At 73.2% G+C, this 17,261-nt stretch carries 12 protein-coding genes; 5 read left to right on the plus strand and 7 right to left on the minus strand.

Annotated features, from left to right (window positions below; translation table 11 throughout):
- Positions 1-101: 101 nt before the first annotated feature.
- From WME82_RS31990 to WME82_RS32000, 3 genes are all read left to right on the plus strand, one after another.
- Positions 102-1,790 (plus strand): delta-60 repeat domain-containing protein, encoded by a 1,689-nt coding sequence (locus WME82_RS31990; RefSeq protein ID WP_438038398.1) that lies wholly within the window; start codon positions 102-104, stop codon positions 1,788-1,790.
- A 179-nt stretch (positions 1,791-1,969) separates the two neighbouring features.
- Positions 1,970-3,400, plus strand: a complete 1,431-nt coding sequence (locus WME82_RS31995; RefSeq protein WP_438038399.1) for an imelysin family protein — start codon at positions 1,970-1,972, stop codon at positions 3,398-3,400.
- Entirely contained in the window at positions 3,387-4,856 is a 1,470-nt protein-coding gene (locus WME82_RS32000; protein WP_438038400.1) for an HTTM domain-containing protein, read from the plus strand. Before WME82_RS31995 ends, WME82_RS32000 begins: the two co-directional genes overlap by 14 nt.
- 143 nt (positions 4,857-4,999) lie before the next feature.
- Here WME82_RS32000 and WME82_RS32005 read toward each other — a convergent pair whose 3' ends face one another.
- Both WME82_RS32005 and WME82_RS32010 read right to left on the minus strand, forming a co-directional pair.
- On the minus strand, positions 5,000-6,385 hold the full coding sequence (locus WME82_RS32005) for an IS4 family transposase (RefSeq protein WP_438037969.1): 1,386 nt from the start codon (positions 6,383-6,385) through the stop codon (positions 5,000-5,002).
- 122 nt (positions 6,386-6,507) lie between these two features.
- The gene (locus tag WME82_RS32010; RefSeq protein WP_438038401.1) at positions 6,508-8,643 is read right to left on the minus strand and encodes a TonB-dependent receptor family protein; all 2,136 of its coding nucleotides are present in this window, start codon (positions 8,641-8,643) and stop codon (positions 6,508-6,510) included.
- A 757-nt stretch (positions 8,644-9,400) separates the two neighbouring features.
- On the opposite strand from WME82_RS32010, the gene WME82_RS32015 reads away from it, so the two are divergent.
- Complete coding sequence (locus WME82_RS32015) at positions 9,401-9,604, plus strand: hypothetical protein (RefSeq protein ID WP_437740285.1); 204 nt, start codon at positions 9,401-9,403, stop codon at positions 9,602-9,604.
- On the opposite strand, the gene WME82_RS32020 is transcribed toward WME82_RS32015, so the two are convergent.
- The 5 genes from WME82_RS32020 to WME82_RS32040 all read right to left on the minus strand — a co-directional run bounded on the left by WME82_RS32020 (position 9,605) and on the right by WME82_RS32040 (position 15,020).
- The gene (locus WME82_RS32020) at positions 9,605-10,510 is read right to left on the minus strand and encodes an FAD binding domain-containing protein (protein ID WP_438038402.1); all 906 of its coding nucleotides are present in this window, start codon (positions 10,508-10,510) and stop codon (positions 9,605-9,607) included. It abuts the gene before it with no gap.
- Positions 10,507-10,989, minus strand: coding sequence for a (2Fe-2S)-binding protein (locus WME82_RS32025; RefSeq protein WP_012238522.1), 483 nt, complete (start codon positions 10,987-10,989; stop codon positions 10,507-10,509). Before WME82_RS32025 ends, WME82_RS32020 begins: the two co-directional genes overlap by 4 nt.
- Complete coding sequence (locus WME82_RS32030; protein ID WP_438038403.1) at positions 10,986-13,334, minus strand: xanthine dehydrogenase family protein molybdopterin-binding subunit; 2,349 nt, start codon at positions 13,332-13,334, stop codon at positions 10,986-10,988. Before WME82_RS32030 ends, WME82_RS32025 begins: the two co-directional genes overlap by 4 nt.
- Before the next feature lie 106 nt (positions 13,335-13,440).
- A complete protein-coding gene (locus WME82_RS32035) occupies positions 13,441-14,079 on the minus strand; it encodes a nucleotidyltransferase family protein (RefSeq protein ID WP_437740289.1) in 639 nt (212 codons plus the stop codon).
- Positions 14,076-15,020: an XdhC family protein gene (locus WME82_RS32040; protein WP_438038404.1), complete on the minus strand. Its 945-nt coding sequence runs from the start codon at positions 15,018-15,020 to the stop codon at positions 14,076-14,078. The genes WME82_RS32035 and WME82_RS32040 overlap by 4 nt, the downstream gene beginning before the upstream one ends.
- Positions 15,021-15,209: 189 nt before the next feature.
- On the opposite strand from WME82_RS32040, the gene WME82_RS32045 reads away from it, so the two are divergent.
- Complete coding sequence (locus WME82_RS32045; RefSeq protein ID WP_438038405.1) at positions 15,210-17,126, plus strand: HEAT repeat domain-containing protein; 1,917 nt, start codon at positions 15,210-15,212, stop codon at positions 17,124-17,126.
- Positions 17,127-17,261 lie beyond the last annotated feature (135 nt).

The raw sequence follows: 17,261 nt of genomic DNA on the forward strand, positions 1-17,261 counted from the left end.
ATAGCGACAGCAGAATCTCTTGACAGCGTGGACGGCATGCAAGATTATACCCAACAAAGATAACGACTTTCATTTTCATGTTCATGAAGGGATTGCCGACCATGCCTGTGAAGAGAACCTGGTTGTCCGCGCAGCGGACCGTGCTCGCGACGTTCGGACTTTCCTGGTGCGTGCTGCTCGGCGGAGTGGCTGCGTGCGGAGACGACTCCGACGGCTCAGCGAACTCCGGGGGCGGCGGCGCTGGCGGCGCTCCCTCGACGAGCAGCAGCGGCGGCGGCGGCGCCGGCGAGGGCGGCGGCACCGGCGGCAGCGACACAGGCGGCGGCGGCGCTGGCGAGGGCGGCGGCACCGGCGGCAGCGACACAGGCGGCGGCGGCGCCGGCGAGGGCGGCGGCACCGGCGGCAGCGACACAGGCGGCGGCGGCGCCGGCGGCAGCGACACAGGCGGCGGCGGCGCTGGCGAGGGCGGCGGCGGCGCTGGCGAGGGCGGCGGCACGGGCGGCAGCGACACAGGCGAGGAGCCTTGGTCGACCGGATTCGCAGGGGTCGTGGCGCTCGACGAAGCCACGGACGACCGCTTCTGGGCCGTCGCGTTCGACGCCGAGTCCAGAGCTTACGCTGCCGGGCACGTGGCCGTGGCGGGCGACACGTACATGGCGGTGGCGCGCTTCAAGACCGATGGCTCGTTCGACACGACCTTCGGCACGAACGGGGTCGCGAGGGTCAACGTGGTCGCAGGCAAGACCACGGAGACCGCGCGCGGCATCGTCCTGCAGTCGGACGGGAAGATCGTGCTCGCCGGCCAGGTCGAGCACGACCCGAGCGCCACGCCGTCGGACGCGGATCTCGCGGTCGTGCGGTTCAACAGCAACGGCACGCTGGATACGACCTTCGGCACCGAGGGCATCGCCATCCACGATCTCGGCGCCGGCGAGGGCAACACGGGCGATCTGCTCTGGGGCGTCGACCGCGACGCGAGCGATCGGCTGGTCCTCTTCGCCAGCAGGAAGGCGGCGGCTCGCGCCGATCGGGATCGCGCGATCGTGCGGCTCACCGCGAACGGCGCCCTGGACACCACGTTCGCGACGGAGGGCGTCCACACGCTCGACGTCGATGGGCTGAACCTGGGCGACAACCCGCGCAACGGGTTCGTGCAGGCCGACGGCAAGATCTTCTCTTCCGGCTACACGAGCGTGGGCGGCAGGAACCAGATCGTGCTGCTGCGGCTGAACCAGGACGGCACCCCGGATACGACCTTCTCGTCGGACGGCGTCGTGAGGCTCGCGCCGTTCCCGCTCGGCATGGCCGAGGCCTACGGCGCGGCTCGCCAGTCGGACGGCAAGTACGTGACCACCGGATACGGGCGCTCCGAGGAGAGCGGGGCCGTGGATCTCGTGTCCTTCCGCGTCACGGCCACGGGCGGATTCGACCCCTCCTGGGGCGTGGGCGGCGGCGTCCTGCTCGACGTGGCCGGCGACAACGACCGCGGGCGCAACCTCCTCGCCCTGCCCGACGATCGCGTCGTGATGGTCGGGAGCGCCACCCCCGCGACGGGCAACGTCGACGGGATGATCGCCCTGTTCGACAAGAACGGCGCCCTGGACACGCGCTTCGATCCGAACGGATACCGGCGCTACAGCTTCGATCGCCCCGACGACTCGCTCTACGGCGTCGCGCTGTCGCCGAACGGCGCATGGCTCGCGGCCGCCGGGTACCGGTCCGACAGCGACGGTCCCGAGGACGACGACGCGACGCTGGTCTTGCTGCCGGTCCCGGCGCAGAGGGACTGACGCTCACACGACCGACGCGCGCCGGGAGGCGCCCCCCGCCGCGCCGCGCTGACAGGCGGGGGAGCGCTCCCTCCGTGTTGACGGGCAGGGTACGACGGACGATTCTCGCGCGAAACGAGCTCGGGGCCGCCGCGACGCCGGCGGGCCCCGGGCGAGCGCCCGTATCTCGGAGAGGCAGCATGAACAGCGTGAGGCCGACAATGAACCGCGCCCGGAGCGAGAGGGCGGGCCGCCGCCTCTCGACAGCGCTCCTGCTGTCGCTCGTCGGCGTCGCCGCGGCCGCCGGGTGCCGCAAGCCGCCCCCGGACGAGGTGGTCTATACGGGCCAGGGCGCGGGGCCCGGCGTCGCGCAGCCGCCAGGCAGCGGCGGGTCCGCACCCGTGCCGTCGATCGGGAGCGGCGCCACGAGCACCACGGCGGCCTCCTCCACGATCGCCACGACCGCTGGCGCGGGGGGCGCGGGGGGCGGCGAGCCGGCCCCCGGCGACGTGTGCCCCCCGGTCCCCATCGCGGAAGGCCCCTTCAGCAAGGCCAAGCTGATCACCGCAGCGGCGGACTGCGCGCTGAACCGCGCCTGCGAGTTCGAGGTGCAGGCGCGCGCGCTGCACGAGAGCGCCGCGGCCCTCGCCCGCGGCCCGGGCGAGCCGAGCGCCGCCGCCGCGCGCGGCGCCTGGCTCGCCGCCATGGCGGTCTGGCAGGAGGTGGAGCTCTTCCGCTTCGGCCCCGCGGCGAGCTCCACGCAGCCCGGAGGACAGGACCTCCGGGATCAGATCTACTCCTGGCCCCTCGTGAGCCGGTGCAAGATCGAGGAGCAGATCGTGAGCCGCGCCTATGCGCAGCCGAGCTTCTCCTCGTCGCTCATCAACGGGCGCGGCCTCGCGGCGCTCGAGTACCTCGCCTTCTACGGCGGCGGCGACAACGCCTGCTCGCAGTACTCGCCCATCAACGCGAACCGCACCTGGGCGGCGCTCGGCGCGGGAGAGCTCGCGCAGCGCAAGGCCGATTACGCCGCCGCGGCGGCCGCGGACGTGCTCGCCCAGGCGGGCGCGCTCGCGCGCGCATGGGCGCCCGAGGCGGGGAGCTTCCGGGAGAAGCTCATCCAGGCCGGCCAGGGGAGCCCCGTCTTCGCGACCGAGCAGGACGCGCTCAACGCGGTGAGCGACGCGATGTTCTATGTCGAGAAGGAGCTGAAGGACTGGAAGCTCGGGCGCCCGCTCGGCTTCACCGAGGACTGCGTCACGCCCACCTGCCCGGAGGCGCTCGAGTCCCGCTTCGCCCTCGCCTCGGCGGCGCACATCCGGGCCAACCTGCGCGGCTTCCGGCGCCTGTTCCAGGGCTGCGGCGAGGGCGGCGAGGGCGTCGGGTTCGACGACTGGCTGCGCGCGGTCGACTCGGCCGATCTCGCCGATCGCATGCTGCAGGCGCTGTCGGGAGCCCAGTCGGCCGTGGACGCGCTCGACCTGCCGCTGGAGCAGGCGCTCTCGACCGACCGGGCGAAGGTCGAGCCGGTCTACACCGCCGTGAAGGCCCTGACGGACCTGCTCAAGACGGAGTTCGTCAGCGCGCTGAACCTCGAGCTGCCCCAGTCGTCGGAAGGTGACAACGACTGAGCCCCCTGGCCGCGCGGGCCCCCTGGGGCTCGCGGCGGCGTGGTCGCGCGCGGCCGCGGCGCTGCGTCGAGCGCTGTTTCGCCCGATCGACATCGCCTGGCTCGCGGCGCTCCGCGCCCTGTTCGGGCTCACGATGTGCGTGAGCATGGCGCGCTTCATCGCGTATGGCTGGATCGACGAGTTCTTCGTCAAGCCCAGCTTTCACTTCAAGTACTGGGGCCTCGCGTGGGTCGAGCCGCTCTCGCCGGCCGGGATGCACGCCCTGTTCTGGGCGCTCGCGGCGCTCGCCCTGGCGCTCGCCCTCGGCTTCATGTTCCGCGTCGCGGCGCCCCTGTTCGTCGTCGGCTTCACCTACCTGCAGGTCATCGACGTCACGACGTACCTCAACCACTACTACCTGGCGAGCCTGCTGGGCCTGTTGCTCGCGGCGTCGCCGGCGCACCGCGCCTGGTCCATCGACGCGCTGCTCTCGCGGCGCAGCGAGCGCTCCGTCTCCGCTGCGTGGCTCTACCTGCTGCGCTTCCAGGTCGGCGTCGTGTACACGTTCGCGGGGCTCGCGAAGGCCCACGCCGACTGGCTCCTGCACGCGCAGCCGCTCCGCATCTGGCTCGGCTCGCGCACGGACATGCCGGTCCTCGGCCCGCTCTTCACGCACCCGTGGGCCGCGCCGCTCATGAGCTGGGCGGGCTTCCTGTTCGACACCAGCGTCGTCTGGCTTCTCCTCTGCCGGAGGCTCCGCCCCTTCGCGTACGCCGCGGTGATCCTGTTCCACGTCGTCACGCGCTCGCTGTTTCCGATCGGGATGTTCCCGGTGATCATGGTCCTCTCCGCGCTCGTGTTCTTCTCCCCGGAGTGGCCCCGGCGGCTCCTCTCCCGGCTCCGAGCGCGCGCGCTCCCCGCCCACGGCGGCGCCGGCGCGCCGCAAGCGCGCACCGACGACCCCGCCCTCCCCCCGGCGGCGCCGCCCTCGCGATCGCTGCGCGCCCTCGGGCTCGCGCTGGGCGCCGCGTACTGCGCGATTCAGCTCGCGATGCCGCTCCGCTTCCTGGCGTACGGCGGCAACGTGCGCTGGCACGAGCAGGGGATGCGCTTCTCCTGGCGCGTGATGGTGCGCGAGAAGAACGGGAGCGTCACCTTCATCGTCCGCAGCAGGCAGACCGGCCGGACATGGCATGTGAGCCCGCGGGAGTACCTGACGCGCCTGCAGGAGCGCGAGATGGCGGGCCAGCCCGATCTCATCCTGCAGCTCTCCCATCACATCCGCGAGGACTTCGAGCGCCGCGGCCGCGGGCCGGTGGAGGTGCGCGCCGACGCCCTCGTCTCGCTCAACGGCCGCCGCATCGCGCGCCTCATCGATCCCGGCGTCGATCTTGCCGCGGTCCGCGACGGCCTCGGCCCGGCGCCCTACATCCTTCCAGCTCCAGAGGGGCCTCCCCCCCACATCCGCCCGCTCTGATCGACGTGCGCGTCCACGTCGGGCGCCCCGCTCGCTTCCCGCCCACCTCTCCTACATGCAGCGCACAGCGGCGGTCACCCGCACAGGAGACGGGCCCAGATCGGCGTTTTCTGCGCGCAAGCGCACTCCAGTCTCAGGATTGATCATATTTTCCCCACCTCCCTCGCGGCGCTCCAGCCTTGGACGAGGGTGAGGAGTTGCTCGTAGCCACGGCCCAAGGTCTGCCAGCCGGGCTCGCCGTTTCGCCGGAGGTGTCCGCCGAGCCCGGCGATTGCCAGGAAGGCATCGCGGGCCGTGGCGTTCTCGGGCAGGGGCTTGCGCGCGAAGACCCGCAGCACCTCGATCTGGGTGGGCGTGAGCACGGCGGTCGCGGGCTGCTCCGGAGCGCGCCGAGCCTCGCTGCGCAGCAGCAATAGCTGCCAGGCGATGGGCGCGAAGAGCGCCAGCACGTTGCGCAAGCCGTGCAGGTCCTCGATCTGGCGCTTCTCGTAGGCGCATCCGGTCTTCAGGGCCTTGAAGAACTCCTCCACCATCCAGCGCGCCCGGTACCAGTCGACCAGCTGCGTCAGCTGCTCGACGGACTCGACCGGCTCGCTCGTGAGCAGCACCCACTCGACCGGCGCTTCGCCCGGCGGCGGCTCGATCTCCCAGACGCGTACGACCCACAGCGACAGCGTCGCAGGCAGCTCGCGCGGCTGGGATCTCGGTCGCCGCAGGGTCACGCGCGTGCTTCCAAGGGCGAGCTTGGCCAAGCGTCCTGCGCGCGGAGGATGCAGCCGTTTCTGTTGAGGGCTGCGATTGCCCGCCGGCCGCGGCGAAAGCTCTACCTCGCGTACGGCCACCGCTTGAACATGCGCGAGCGCCTGCTCGAGCTTGGCCTGCTCTCCGAGGGCGTCAGCCTCGACGAGGCGATTGTGCGCGAGCCGAATCACGAACCGATGCCCTGCGCTCAAAAGCTGCGCGAACAGGCCGTAGTCGTCGCCTTCGCGGTCCATGACGTGCACCACGTCGTGCGCAGTAGCGCCCAAGGCCGCGACTCGCTCCACCTGCTCTCCCCAGCGGTCGTGCTCGTTGTCCGTCCTGCCGTCGTCGCGCACGTGCGTGCTCAGATCGAGCACGCCGAGCGGGCGGCGCGTTCCATCGCCGCTGACCGCCAGCGTGAAGTGGGCGAAGAACGTCTGCCCCGAGGAGCGCAGCCGTCCGAGCCCCTGCCGCTGGCCGTCCGAGCGGAAGGACAGGGTCGTGGTGTCATGGATGGCGAGCACGACCGGCTCGGCCTCCATGCGCGCGAGGGTGGCGCGCACATGCGGAGCCAGAATCGCCGCGGGCGTGACGGCGTCGTTGCCGAAGAAACGGTACGCCGCCTCCAGCTCGCTGTCGGACAGCAGCGAGGGGAAGCTCTTGTCCGGCGCCTGCGCCAGCTTCTGCACCAGCTTGCTCTGGCGCTTCGAAAGCCGCGCATCGCCGAAGTGCGCGTCGCTCATCTCCTCGGCGAGCGCCGCTGCGTGCTCTGCTGCAGGTGAACCCATCCGCAGCTTTGATCACGTCGCTCAGCACACATCAAGCGAGATGTGTAGGATCCTGAGACTCCAGTGCGCTGAGCACCGAAAACGTCGAGGTGGGCCCGTATCCGAAGCGGGTGACCGCCGCTCTAGAATGATGCCTTGGCGCCGACCTGGATCCAGCGCGGCGCGTTCGGCCGGGCGCCGAAGGGCCGGCGCGACACGATGTACTGGGAGCCGAGGATGTTCCGCGCGTTCGCGTAGAGCACGAGCGGCCCGACGACACGCACCTTGGCGCTCGCGTCGAAGAGGAGCTGCTCGTCGGTGGCGAGCGCCCGGGATATGGGCTCGCTGCCGGCCTTCTCCCGCATGGCGGACATGTAGGTGGCGCCCACGGCGACGCCGGCGCGCTCGTGCTCGACCCCGACCGAGAGGCTCGCCTGGTGCCGCGGGACATAGGGCATCTCGTCTCCCTTCACGACGCGGCCGAAGATGGGGTCGTCCGAGGCGAAGCTCGAGAGGAACTCGGTGCGGGTGAGCGTGTAGGCCGCGGTGATCGGCAGCTTGAGCTGGCCGAGCGGGACCTCGTGCTCCGCATACGCCTCGATTCCGTAGATCCGGGCCTCGCCCGCGTCGTACTGGCGATCGAGATCCGCGTCGAGACAGCCGCTGGAGAGCGTGCAGACATCCGTGATGTTCGAGTAATCGTTGAAGTAGCCGATGATCTCCGCGCGCAGCGGCCCGTCGGCGAAGCGAGCGCCGCCCTCGTAGTTCACGCTGAGCTCGGGCTCGACGTGCTCGTCGCTCCCCGGGGCCGGGGGGCTGAATCCTCGGTAGGCCCCGGCCAGGAGGCCGAGCGCCTCGGTGAGCGCAAGGTAGGCGCCCGCGCCGGGCAGGAGCGCCTGCGCGAGCCGCGTTTGCTCGCGCCCCGCCGCGCGATCCACGAGGGCAGAGCGCATGAGCTCGATCCGGACGCCGGGCGTCACCGTGAGCGCTCTCCAGGTGATCGCGTCGCTCGCGTGGAGCGCGACCGCCTCGGTCCATGCCTCGTTGAACTGGGTCACGACGGTCGGTCCGCCGTCCGGCACGAGCGCGCCGCCGAGCACGAGAAACCCGTTCTCGCTGTGGCGGCGCTCGACCCGATCGTGGTGCAGGCGCAGGCCGTACTCGACGCGGTGCGAGACGGGCCCCGTGGCGACGTTCCAGCGGACGCGGGTCTCCACGCCTTGCGACACGAAGTCGCGCTCGTTGGGGCCGATGAGCAGCGCCTCGCCCGGCGTCGAGCTGTCGAGCTGCCCGGTCAGCACGGCGTGGTACACCGCGTTCTGCGGCGTGTCCGGGGCCGCGAGCACGTCGAACAGGTTGGCCCCGCGGAAGCCGTTCACCTTGCGCCACACGCGCGAGAAGTCGTTCCGGTACACGGTCGTCGTCACCGACAGGTCGCGCGACGGCTCGAGCACGTGGGTCACGGCGACCGCGGTGCGGTGGTTGCGCATGCGGTCGAGCGCGGTCACCCCGTAACGGCGGAGCGGGTCCTCCTCGAAGTCCCCGTCCGTGATGCCGAGGTACGTCTCGTTGGAGAGCTCTTCCGAGTAGGTGAGCTTGAGGCGGAGCTCGTTCTTGATGCGGGCGGCAGGGTCGACGAGGTAACTGCCCTTGACCATCACCTCGTTGCGGTAAAACCCTGTGTCCGCGCCGCTCGGGAGCTCCTTGAAGCCGTCGCTCCGCAGGTGCACGCCCTCGACGAGGAAGTCCATCTGACCGTCGCTCGTCCCGACATAGGCGTGCGCCTTGCCGTAGCCGTACTGGCCCAGCGCGAGATCGAGCGCGCCCGACGCGAGCGACGGGGCGGAGCGGGTGACGAGATCCACGGTGCCACCCACGGTCTGCGGGCCATAGGCGATGGCCCCTGGCCCCTTGATCACGCGCACGTTCGACATGCGGGTGATGAGCGGGAAGTAATAAGCGGCTGGCGCGGAGTACGGCGCAGGAGAGATGGGGACGCCATCCTCCATGAGCGTCACCTTCTTGCTGCGATCGGGGTTGACGCCGCGAACACCGATGTTCGGCCGCAGGCCCAGCCCGTCTTCGCCCCTCACGTACACGCCGGGAACGCTGACCAGCACGGCGTGGGGATCGTCGTGCTCGAAGCGCTCGAGCTGGCGGCTCTTGATCACATGAGCCGAGCCCGCGGTCCGCGTCACGCGCGTGCCCGCGACCGTCACCTCCACCGGCGCGTCGCCGGCAGGCGCCGCCGGCGCCGGTGTAGCGCCTTCGTGATTCACCGCCGGCGCATCGCCGGGAGGTGCCGCCGGCGCAGCGCTGGGAGCCGCCGCCGGCGCTGGCGCAGCAGCATCCTGGTCCCCCGCCGGCGCATCGCCGGGAGGTGCCGCCGGCGCATCGCCGGGAGGTGCCGCCGGCGCCGGTGCAGGTGCGTCCCGGCCCGCCGCCGGCGCTCCCGTGCCCGGAGGCGCTCCCGGCATCGCTGGATCCCCCGGGGCCTCCGCGCTCGGTTCAGGAGACTGCGCATGAGCGACCCCGGCCACGGTGATCAGAAGCACGGGAACAGCGAGCCCGAGACGGGCCCGGAAGGGACGGGTCTGCGTTGACATGTAATATGTATTACTAATCCACCGAATCACACCGCATCGCGAGCTCGGTGGGCTCGCGGCGTGTCGAACTCGCGGTCATCAGGGGCCTACTACAAATGAAAGTCAACATCGAGTAGCCCTTGAACAGCGCAGGCCGACGTGCGCTCACGCCAGACGGCAGCGCAGACGACAATGGAGCGTGCACCGCCGTCCGCGCAGCCACAGAAGGCCTCCGCCGGTCCGAGAGAGGCCGCCTCGTTCTCAGGTGCAGGAGCGCGTTCGGAATGGGAATGGAAGAGGACGGGCTTCTCGACGACACGCCTCCGATGGGCTGCCCCGCAGGGCCGAAGCTTCCACGCGATGTTGCCGCGCCGTCGCAACCACGTCGCCCCTTCAGCGCATCTTCCCGCCGCTCGGACCGCCCCGGAGCGTTCGTCGTCGAGGAGTGCTCATGAATTACGACATCGGCATGATCTGCCCAGCCTGCGGCTGCGTCACCATCTTCCAGGCCGGCACCACCACCCCGCGGCGATGCGCGCGCTGCCACGACATGGACGCGGAACCTCCGCTCCCGCCGCCAGCGTACGAGCGGCCGACATTCCCCGGCGGGCGCAGCCGGAGGCCCGAGGCCGCGCAGCTCGACTGGATGGAATGATCATACCGGCGCGCCGAGCTGCCGAAGGAGCTCCCGCACCACCCCGCAAGCGCAGTGCTCCCGGTAGGCGCGCGTCGAGCGCACGTCGTCGATGGGCGAGATGTCCTGCGCGACCGCCGCGTCGATCTCCGCCGCGGTGAGCTCGGCGAGCGGACGGGACATGCAGAGCGCGCGCACGCTCGGCAGGAGCGCCGTCGTCGGCGCGACCGACGCCATCCCCAGCCCGAGCCGCGCGGCGCGCCCGGATCGCACCTCGGCCACGCCCGCGAGCGCGACCTTCGAGATCGCCTGCGCCCGTCGCGCGCCGATCTTGCGCCAGTACCAGGGCGACCCGGGCGCCGGCAACGCGATCTCCACGGCGACGATCACCTCGTCCGGCGCGCGCGACGTGCGCTTGTAGCCCGTCTGCAGGGCGCTCATCGGGATGCGCCGCTCCCCGCGGACGCTCTGCACCACGACGGTCGCGTCGTAGGCGGCGAGCGCGGCGACGCCATCGGCGGCCGGCGACGCCGTGGCCAGGTTGCCGCCGAGCGTGCCGCGCGCCTGGATCTGCACCGCGCCCACGTCGCGGCTCATCCGCGCGAGGAGCGGCGCCCGCGCGGCGATGGCGTCGCTCCGGAGCATCTCCAGGTACGTCGTCGCGGCGCCGACCCGGAGCGTGTCGCCAGAGAGCGAGATGCCTCGCAGCTCCGAGAGCCGGGACACGTCGACGACGAGCGGCGCCGCCGGGCTCCCTGCCGCGACATCGAGCGTGGGCCTGAGCTCCTGCTCGACGACCCAGTCGGTGCCGCCGGCCAGGAGCGTGACCGGCGCGCCGAGCGCGGCCCGCTCCGCCACGATCTCGCACAGCGGACCGAGCCCGGCGACGTGCCGCATCTCGAACAGGCGCAGATCGGCGAGGCTCACGGCGCCGCCCCTCCCCCGCCGCGGCGCAGCGCGGCGGCTGCGCGGACGCTCTCGACGATCCGCTGGTACCCGGTGCAGCGGCACAGGTTGCCAGCGAGCGCCTCGCGCACCTCGAGCTCCGACGGATCCGGGCTCCGCGCGAGCAGCGCCTCCGCCGAGAGCAGCATGCCCGGCGTGCAGATCCCGCACTGCGCGCCCCCCTCCTCGACGAAGCAGCGCTGCAGCGGCGACAGGTGTCCGGCGCATGCGAGGCCCTCGACCGTCGTCACGTGCCGCCCCTCGCACTGCCCGATCGCGACGAGGCAAGCGTTCACGGGGTCGCCGTCGAGCAGCACCGTGCACGCGCCGCACTCGCCCTCCGCGCACCCCTCCTTCGTGCCCGTGAGCCCGAGCGGGCCCCTGAGCGCGTCGAGCAGCCGCGAGAGCGGCGGCAGATCGACCTCGCGCGGCGAGCCGTTGACGACGAGCGATACCTTCATGCGCGATCCCCTCCCCCTGCCGCCTGCCGCGGCGTTGCGGCGGCGCGCGCCGCCTCGAACAGGCGCTCCGGCGTGAGCGGCAGCGCGCGCGCGGCGATCCCCGTCGCATGCTCCACCGCCGCGGCGATCGCGGGCGCGGCGCCGTCCATCGGCAGCTCGCCGATGCCCTTGGCCCCGCCGCCCGGGCCGAACGGGAAGGGCTCCTCGACCAGGACGACGTGGAACGGCGGCGCGTCGAGCGACGTCGGGATGATGTAGTTGCTCATCCGCGGGTTCCTGATCTTGCCGTCCTGCCAGACGATCTCCTCGGAGAGCGCCCAGCCGATCGCCTGGAGGCTGCCGCCCTCGATCTGCCCCGTGCACATGACCGGGTGGATCGCCTTGCCCGCGTCGACGGCCGACCAGAAGTCGACGACCGTCACCTCGAAGGTGTCGAGGTCGACCTCGACCTCGGCCACGTCGCACGCCCAGCCGAAGCACGGGTACGCGTCGCCCTTGTACGCCTCGTCGTCCCAGCGCACGTAGCCGGGCGGCTCGTACTGCTTCAGCGACGTCACCTGCCCCTCGCGCGCGAGCAGCCGGTCGGCCGCCTCCTCGAAGGTCAGCGCCGGCAGTGCCTCGGCCGCGCCGCCCTGCGGGGCACTCGCCTGCCATGCCGCCCGCGCCGCCTCCTGCTCCGCGCGCACGCGGCCCGCCAGATCGCGCGCCGCAGCCTCGAGGATCGAGCCGACCACCATCACCGTGCGCGACGCCACGGTGGGCCCCGAGTCAGGCACGGTCGTCGTGCACGGCACCGCGAACTCGACCCGATCGATCGGCAGCCCCGCGGCGTCCGCGGCGATCTGCCGGAACACCGTCTCCGTCCCCTGGCCGATGTCCGTCGACGCGGTGCGGACGCGGAGGCGGCCGCCAGGCGCGAGATCCAGGGCGACCTTGCCCTTGAGGAAGCGCTCGCCCGCCCCGGTGAAGCCCGCGCCGTGCATGAACACGGACAGCCCGATCCCGCGCGCCACGCGCCCGCGCACGACCGGCCCCGCCGCGCGCTTCTGGCGGTAGCCGCTCGTCGCGATCGCCCGGGCGATGCACTCCTCGCCCGCGACGCTCGCGCGGAGCACCTGGCCGGTCGCCGTCGAGTCGCCGGGGCGCAGGACGTTCTTCGCCTTCAGATCGAGCGGATCGCAGCCGAGCTCCTGCGCGACGCGGTCGATGTGCCGCTCGATCGCCCAGATCGTCTGCGGCGCGCCGAAGCCGCGGAAGGCGCCGTTCGGCGGCGTGTTCGTCGCCACCGCGGTCGCCTCGATCCAGACGTCGTCCCAGCGGTAGGCGCCCGTCGCGTGCAGCGCGCCGCGCGACAGGACCACCTGCGATAGCGTCGCGTAGGCGCCGCCGTCCATGAGGATCCGGATCTTCAGCGCGCGGAGCGCCCCGTCGCGGTCGCAGCCGCTCGTGATCTCGCAGGAGGCCGGGTGGCGCTTCGTCGTCGCCTCGATGTCCTCGGTCCGGTCGTAGATCATCCGGACCGGGCGGCCGCTCTTCTTCGCGAGGAGCGCCGCGTGGAGCGCGATGACCGACGGGTACTCCTCCTTGCCCCCGAAGCCGCCCCCGGTCACCGACTGCGTGACGTGGATCCGCTCGGGCGGGAGCCCGAACGCCTTCAGAAACGCCTTGTGCACGTAGAACGGGCACTGGAGCGAGCCGGTCGCGTGCGCGCCGGCCTCGTCCCACCACGCGACGACCCCCTGCGGCTCGATGTAGAGTTGCTCCTGGTGGTGCGTGGCGTACGTGCCGGAGACGACCACGTCGCAGCGAACGAGCGCCGCGTCGATCTCGGCCTCGCTGCGCTCCCGGTCGACGTCGGCGCGCCCCTTCGTGATGAGGAAGCGCTTGAAGACGTTGTCGGTGCCCCAGACGAGATCCTTGCCTTCGAGCGCGGCGCGCGCGTCGAGCACCGGCGGCAAGGGATCGATGTCGAGCGTGACCGCCTGGACCGCCCGCGCGAGCTTGAGCCGGTCCGCGCAGCCGAGCAGGGCGATCGGCTCGTAGGCGTGGTTCACCCTGCCGGCGGCGAGGATCGGCTGATCGTCCAGGATGAGCGCGACCACGTTGACCGGGACGTCCTCGGCGAGCACCACCGTGACGTCGCTCCAGTCGAACGCGGGGTCGAGCCGCACTCCTCGCAGGATCCCGCGGGGCACGGGGCTCCGCACGGTGCGCCCGAAGATCTCCCCCGGCATCGCCGGGATGTCGTCGACGTAGCGCGACGCCCCCGTGACCTTGGGAGGGCCGTCCGTACGGGGCACGCTGCTCCCCACGGTGCTCGCTGAAGCGGGAGGGCTCGTCGCCATTCGTGTGCTCCTCCTCGCTGACGATAGCCCTGTACCCGGGGCACGTCGACAGCGGGCGCGCCGCGCGCGAGGCCGATGGACGCGGCGGGCTCTCGTCTCTTCAGGTTCAGGCCAGGAAGCGCGGCGGGCCCCCGAGCACGCGGATCACGTCGACCGGCACATTCAGGTCGTGCAGCACCCCTGGATCGTCCACCTCCTCGTCGACGCACCTGTCGCCGAGCGCCCTCAGGTGATCCCGGAGCGGCGGTGGATCGGCCTCCAGGTAACGCTGGAGCGCCTCGGTGCGCAGCACCACCGGGTGCCCGCCGCGGCCGAGGTGCCGCGGCCGCACCGCGAGCGGCGGCGTCGTCGAGGAGGCGCCCGCCTCGAGGCGGGCGAGCAGCCGCGCCACCGTCGCGGCGCGCGCGGGGGGCACGTCGACCGGCGTCACGATGACCGCGTCGGCGTCGCCGATGCGCGGCGCGGCGACGGCCAGCGAGCCCGCCGGCCCGAGGTCGTCCGGCGCGGACCACGAGACCAGGTCGATGCCCGGCTGCACATGAGCCAGCAGCGCGTGAAAGACGGAGCTGCGCACCACCACGAGCACCCGCGCGCTCTCGGCCGAGAGGCGAGCCTCCGCGTGCGCGATCGCCAGCGGCCGCTCGGCCCCGCCCTTCGTCGATGACGGCCAGGCCAGGAGCGCCTTCGGCCCCCCGAGCCGCTTGCCCGCGCCCGCGGCGAGCACGATCGTGGTCACTCGATTCATCCAGCCTGCTCCTCTCCGGCGGACGTCGTGCCGGTCGATGACCATCGAGCGCGCTGCCGCCCCGCGCGCCACGCGACGAGCTCCGCGGCCAGAGCAACGCTGATCTCGGCCGGCGTGCGCGCCCCGATGTCGAGGCCGACCGGCATCCTGACCCGCGCGACGTCGCCCTCCGGCACCCCCTTCGCCTCGAGCCGCGCGCGCGTTCGCGCAGCCTTCGCGCGGCTCCCGACGCCGCCCACGTACCCGAAGCCGCGCGCGAGCGCCCACGCGAGCGCCTCCTGATCGAGGGCGTGGTCGTGCGTCATCACGAGCGCCGCCGCCTCGCCGAGCTCCCTCGGCAGGCCCGTCAGCACCTCCGGGTCGTCGTGCTCGGCGAGCACGAGCCGCACCTGCTCCCCCGGCGCCGGCGCGAGATCCCGCGGCGCATCGTCGTACGCCGACGGCGCGCGGGCGAGCGGCGCCGCCGCCGGCACGCGGGCGGGGTCGGCGGCGGCGGGGCGCGTGTCGCAGAGGGTCACGCGGAAGCCCAGCGACGCGAGGAGCGGCGCGGCGAACGCGCCCACGTGCCCGGCGCCGATCACGAGGACGTGCACAGCGGGCAGCATCGGCTCGATGAGCACCTCGACCGAGCCTCCGCAGCACATGCCCAGCGTCGGGCCCAGGCGGAACGTCTCGAGCTTCGGCGCGCTGGCGAGCTCGTCGAGCGCGCGCCCCATGATGCCGAGCGCCGCCCGCTCGACGGCGCCGCCGCCGATCGTGCCGATCGCGGTGAGATCGTCGAAGAGGCAGAGCTTCTGCCCCGGCGTCGACGGCGCCGAGCCGTGCCGCGCCACCACCGAGGCGAGCACCACCCGCCGCCCCGCCTCGAGCGCGTCCAGGGCCGCCCGAAGCACGTCGTGCGGGAACGCCGTCCTCGGGATGACCTGGCTCAGATCCGGCATGATTGAGACTCTAGCGACCCGGCGACCGAAAACGAGAGCGCCGAGAGCCCCGGCGCCGAAAGAGCTTGCTGGAACGCCGCGCTTGTCGCGAAAGTCGAGCGCGCTCGGAGAGCGGCGCAGGCGTCCCCCGAGATCCCGGCCCGCTGTGACCGCCGGGATCCACATAAATACGCGGAGTTACAAGCCACGATGACCCCCCCCGCCACGCTCGACCCCGACCTCCAGCGCGCCCTCTCCGATCCGGGCTTCACGCCGGGCCGCCGCCACTTCGCCGCCCTGATGGATCTGCTCGAGACGGCCGATGAGCCCGCCGAGCTGGCGGAGCGGGCGCTGCGGCGCGCTGGCGCTGCGGCGCTGCCCGCCGCGATCGAGCGCGCGGCCGGCGCGCCGCCGGCGCTGCGCGCGCCGCTCACCCGGCTCGTCGGCAAGCTGATGGCCGCGGGGCCGATCGAGCCCGAGGTCTCGGAGCGGGCGCGCGACTACCTGCTCGCCTGCCTCGGCGACGACGATCGCCGCACGCGCCGCATGGCGGCGGTGGCGCTCGGCAAGCCGCCCGCGGCGGACGCCGGGCGAGCGCTCGTCGAGCAGGCGCTCGCCGAGGCGGCGCGCAGCGAGCGCTCGCCCGACGTTCGCCGCGCGCTGATCGACGCGCTCGGCAAGGTGGGCGGCGGCGCCGCGCTCGAGGCGCTGGCCGAGCTCGACGGCGACGACATCGCCGGCGTGCGCGCGCGCGCCGAGCTCCTGGCCAGGAGGACCCTCACGCGCGGCGAGCCGTCCGAGATCGCCGGCGATCGCGCGCCGGAGCGCCCCCTCCGGGTGGCGGTGCGCTGCCGGCGCGGGCTCGAGGCGATCCTCGCCGAGGAGCTCGCGGCGCTCGACGCGGACTCTCCCGGCGGGGCGCTCGTCCCCGAGCTCCGGAGCGATCCGTGCGGCGGCGCGCGGGTCGAGGCGGTGCTGAGCGGCCGCCTCGACGTCCTGTTCGGGGCGCGCACGATGCTGTCGTTCGCGTTCCCGCTGCCGCTGCGGAAGCTCGACCAGGGCGCCGACCTCGCCGCGGCGGTCGCGGAGCGGCTGCTCTCGCGGGAGGCGCGCGAGATCCTGCGCCGCTTCACCCAGGGCGCGATCCGCTACCGCATCGACTGGGCCGGCGGCGGCAAGCGCCGGGCAGCGGTGTTCCGCGCCGCGGCGGCCGTGGAGGCGGAGGCCCCGGAGCTCGTGAACGATCCGACCCAGAGCACGTGGGACGTGGTCGTCTACGAGGGCGCGGGCCGGGTGCGGGTCGAGCTCGCGCCGCGCCTGCCCGACCCACGGTTCGCGTATCGCCGGGGCGACGTGCCCGCGGCGTCGCACCCGACGATCGCGGCCGCGCTCGCGCGCATCGCGGGGGCGCGCGGCGACGACGTCGTCTGGGATCCGTTCGTCGGCTCGGGCCTCGAGCTCTGCGAGCGCGCCCTGCTCGGACCGTACCGGCGGCTCGTGGGCTCGGATCGCGATCCTCGGGCCCTGCAGATCGCGCGCGAGAACCTCGACGCCGCGGGCGCGCGGGGCGCGGAGCTCCTCCAGCGCGACGCGGGCGGCGCGCCGCCCCCGGGCGAGGCGCCCACGCTGATCCTGACGAACCCGCCCCTCGGGCGGCGCGTCGAGCGCACGGGAGATCTCGACGCCATGCTCGACCGCTTCGTCGAGGGCGCCGCGCGCGCGCTCGCGCCGGGCGGCAGGATGGTGTGGATCTCGCCGTTCCCCGCGCGGACCGAGGCCGTCGCGCGCCGCTCAGGCCTCCGGCCCGAGACGCTCCTGCGCGTGGACATGGGCGGCTTCGACGCGCAGATCCAGAGCTTCCACAAGGAGGCGCTCCGGCCGCGAGCGAGCCACGATCGACGCGACGGCCAGCGCGGGGACCGGCTCGACCGCCCCCCTGCCGGGCGCGGTGGGCGCGGCCCCCAGCAGGCCGAGCTGCGCGGCGAACAGCATCGCCCCCCCCGCCAGGAGCAGCGCCACCACCACCGCAATGATGATCCCGAGCCGCCCCGAGCGGTCAGGCGGCACGTCGGTGATCAGGCCGAAACCGTCGGCCGTGCCGAGGGGCGGCGGCTCCGGCGCGGCTGAGCCCTGCCCTGCGCTCTGAGCGGGCGCCGCGCTCTGCTGCGCGGCGACGGCGCCGTGCATGGCCGCCGAGGCTTGCTGCGATGGGCTGAGCGCGCCGGCTGCGGCGGAGGTCGGCCCGAGGAGCGCTCCGCCCCC

Origin of the sequence: Sorangium sp. So ce128 (assembly GCF_051525245.1) — a bacterium.
In the GTDB taxonomy this organism is placed as follows: Bacteria; Myxococcota_A; Polyangia; order Polyangiales; family Polyangiaceae; genus Sorangium; species Sorangium cellulosum_B.

Excerpts from the sequence above, each read along its gene's own strand:
- WME82_RS31990 (WP_438038398.1), top strand. The coding sequence starts at position 102 with ATGCCTGTGAAGAGAACCTGGTTGTCCGCGCAGCGGACCGTGCTCGCG.
- WME82_RS31995 (WP_438038399.1), top strand. The coding sequence starts at position 1,970 with ATGAACAGCGTGAGGCCGACAATGAACCGCGCCCGGAGCGAGAGGGCG.
- WME82_RS32005 (WP_438037969.1), bottom strand. The coding sequence starts at position 6,385 with ATGGGTTCACCTGCAGCAGAGCACGCAGCGGCGCTCGCCGAGGAGATG.
- WME82_RS32015 (WP_437740285.1), top strand. The coding sequence starts at position 9,401 with ATGAATTACGACATCGGCATGATCTGCCCAGCCTGCGGCTGCGTCACC.
- WME82_RS32025 (WP_012238522.1), bottom strand. The coding sequence starts at position 10,989 with ATGAAGGTATCGCTCGTCGTCAACGGCTCGCCGCGCGAGGTCGATCTG.
- WME82_RS32030 (WP_438038403.1), bottom strand. The coding sequence starts at position 13,334 with ATGGCGACGAGCCCTCCCGCTTCAGCGAGCACCGTGGGGAGCAGCGTG.
- WME82_RS32035 (WP_437740289.1), bottom strand. The coding sequence starts at position 14,079 with ATGAATCGAGTGACCACGATCGTGCTCGCCGCGGGCGCGGGCAAGCGG.
- WME82_RS32040 (WP_438038404.1), bottom strand. The coding sequence starts at position 15,020 with ATGCCGGATCTGAGCCAGGTCATCCCGAGGACGGCGTTCCCGCACGAC.
- WME82_RS32045 (WP_438038405.1), top strand. The coding sequence starts at position 15,210 with ATGACCCCCCCCGCCACGCTCGACCCCGACCTCCAGCGCGCCCTCTCC.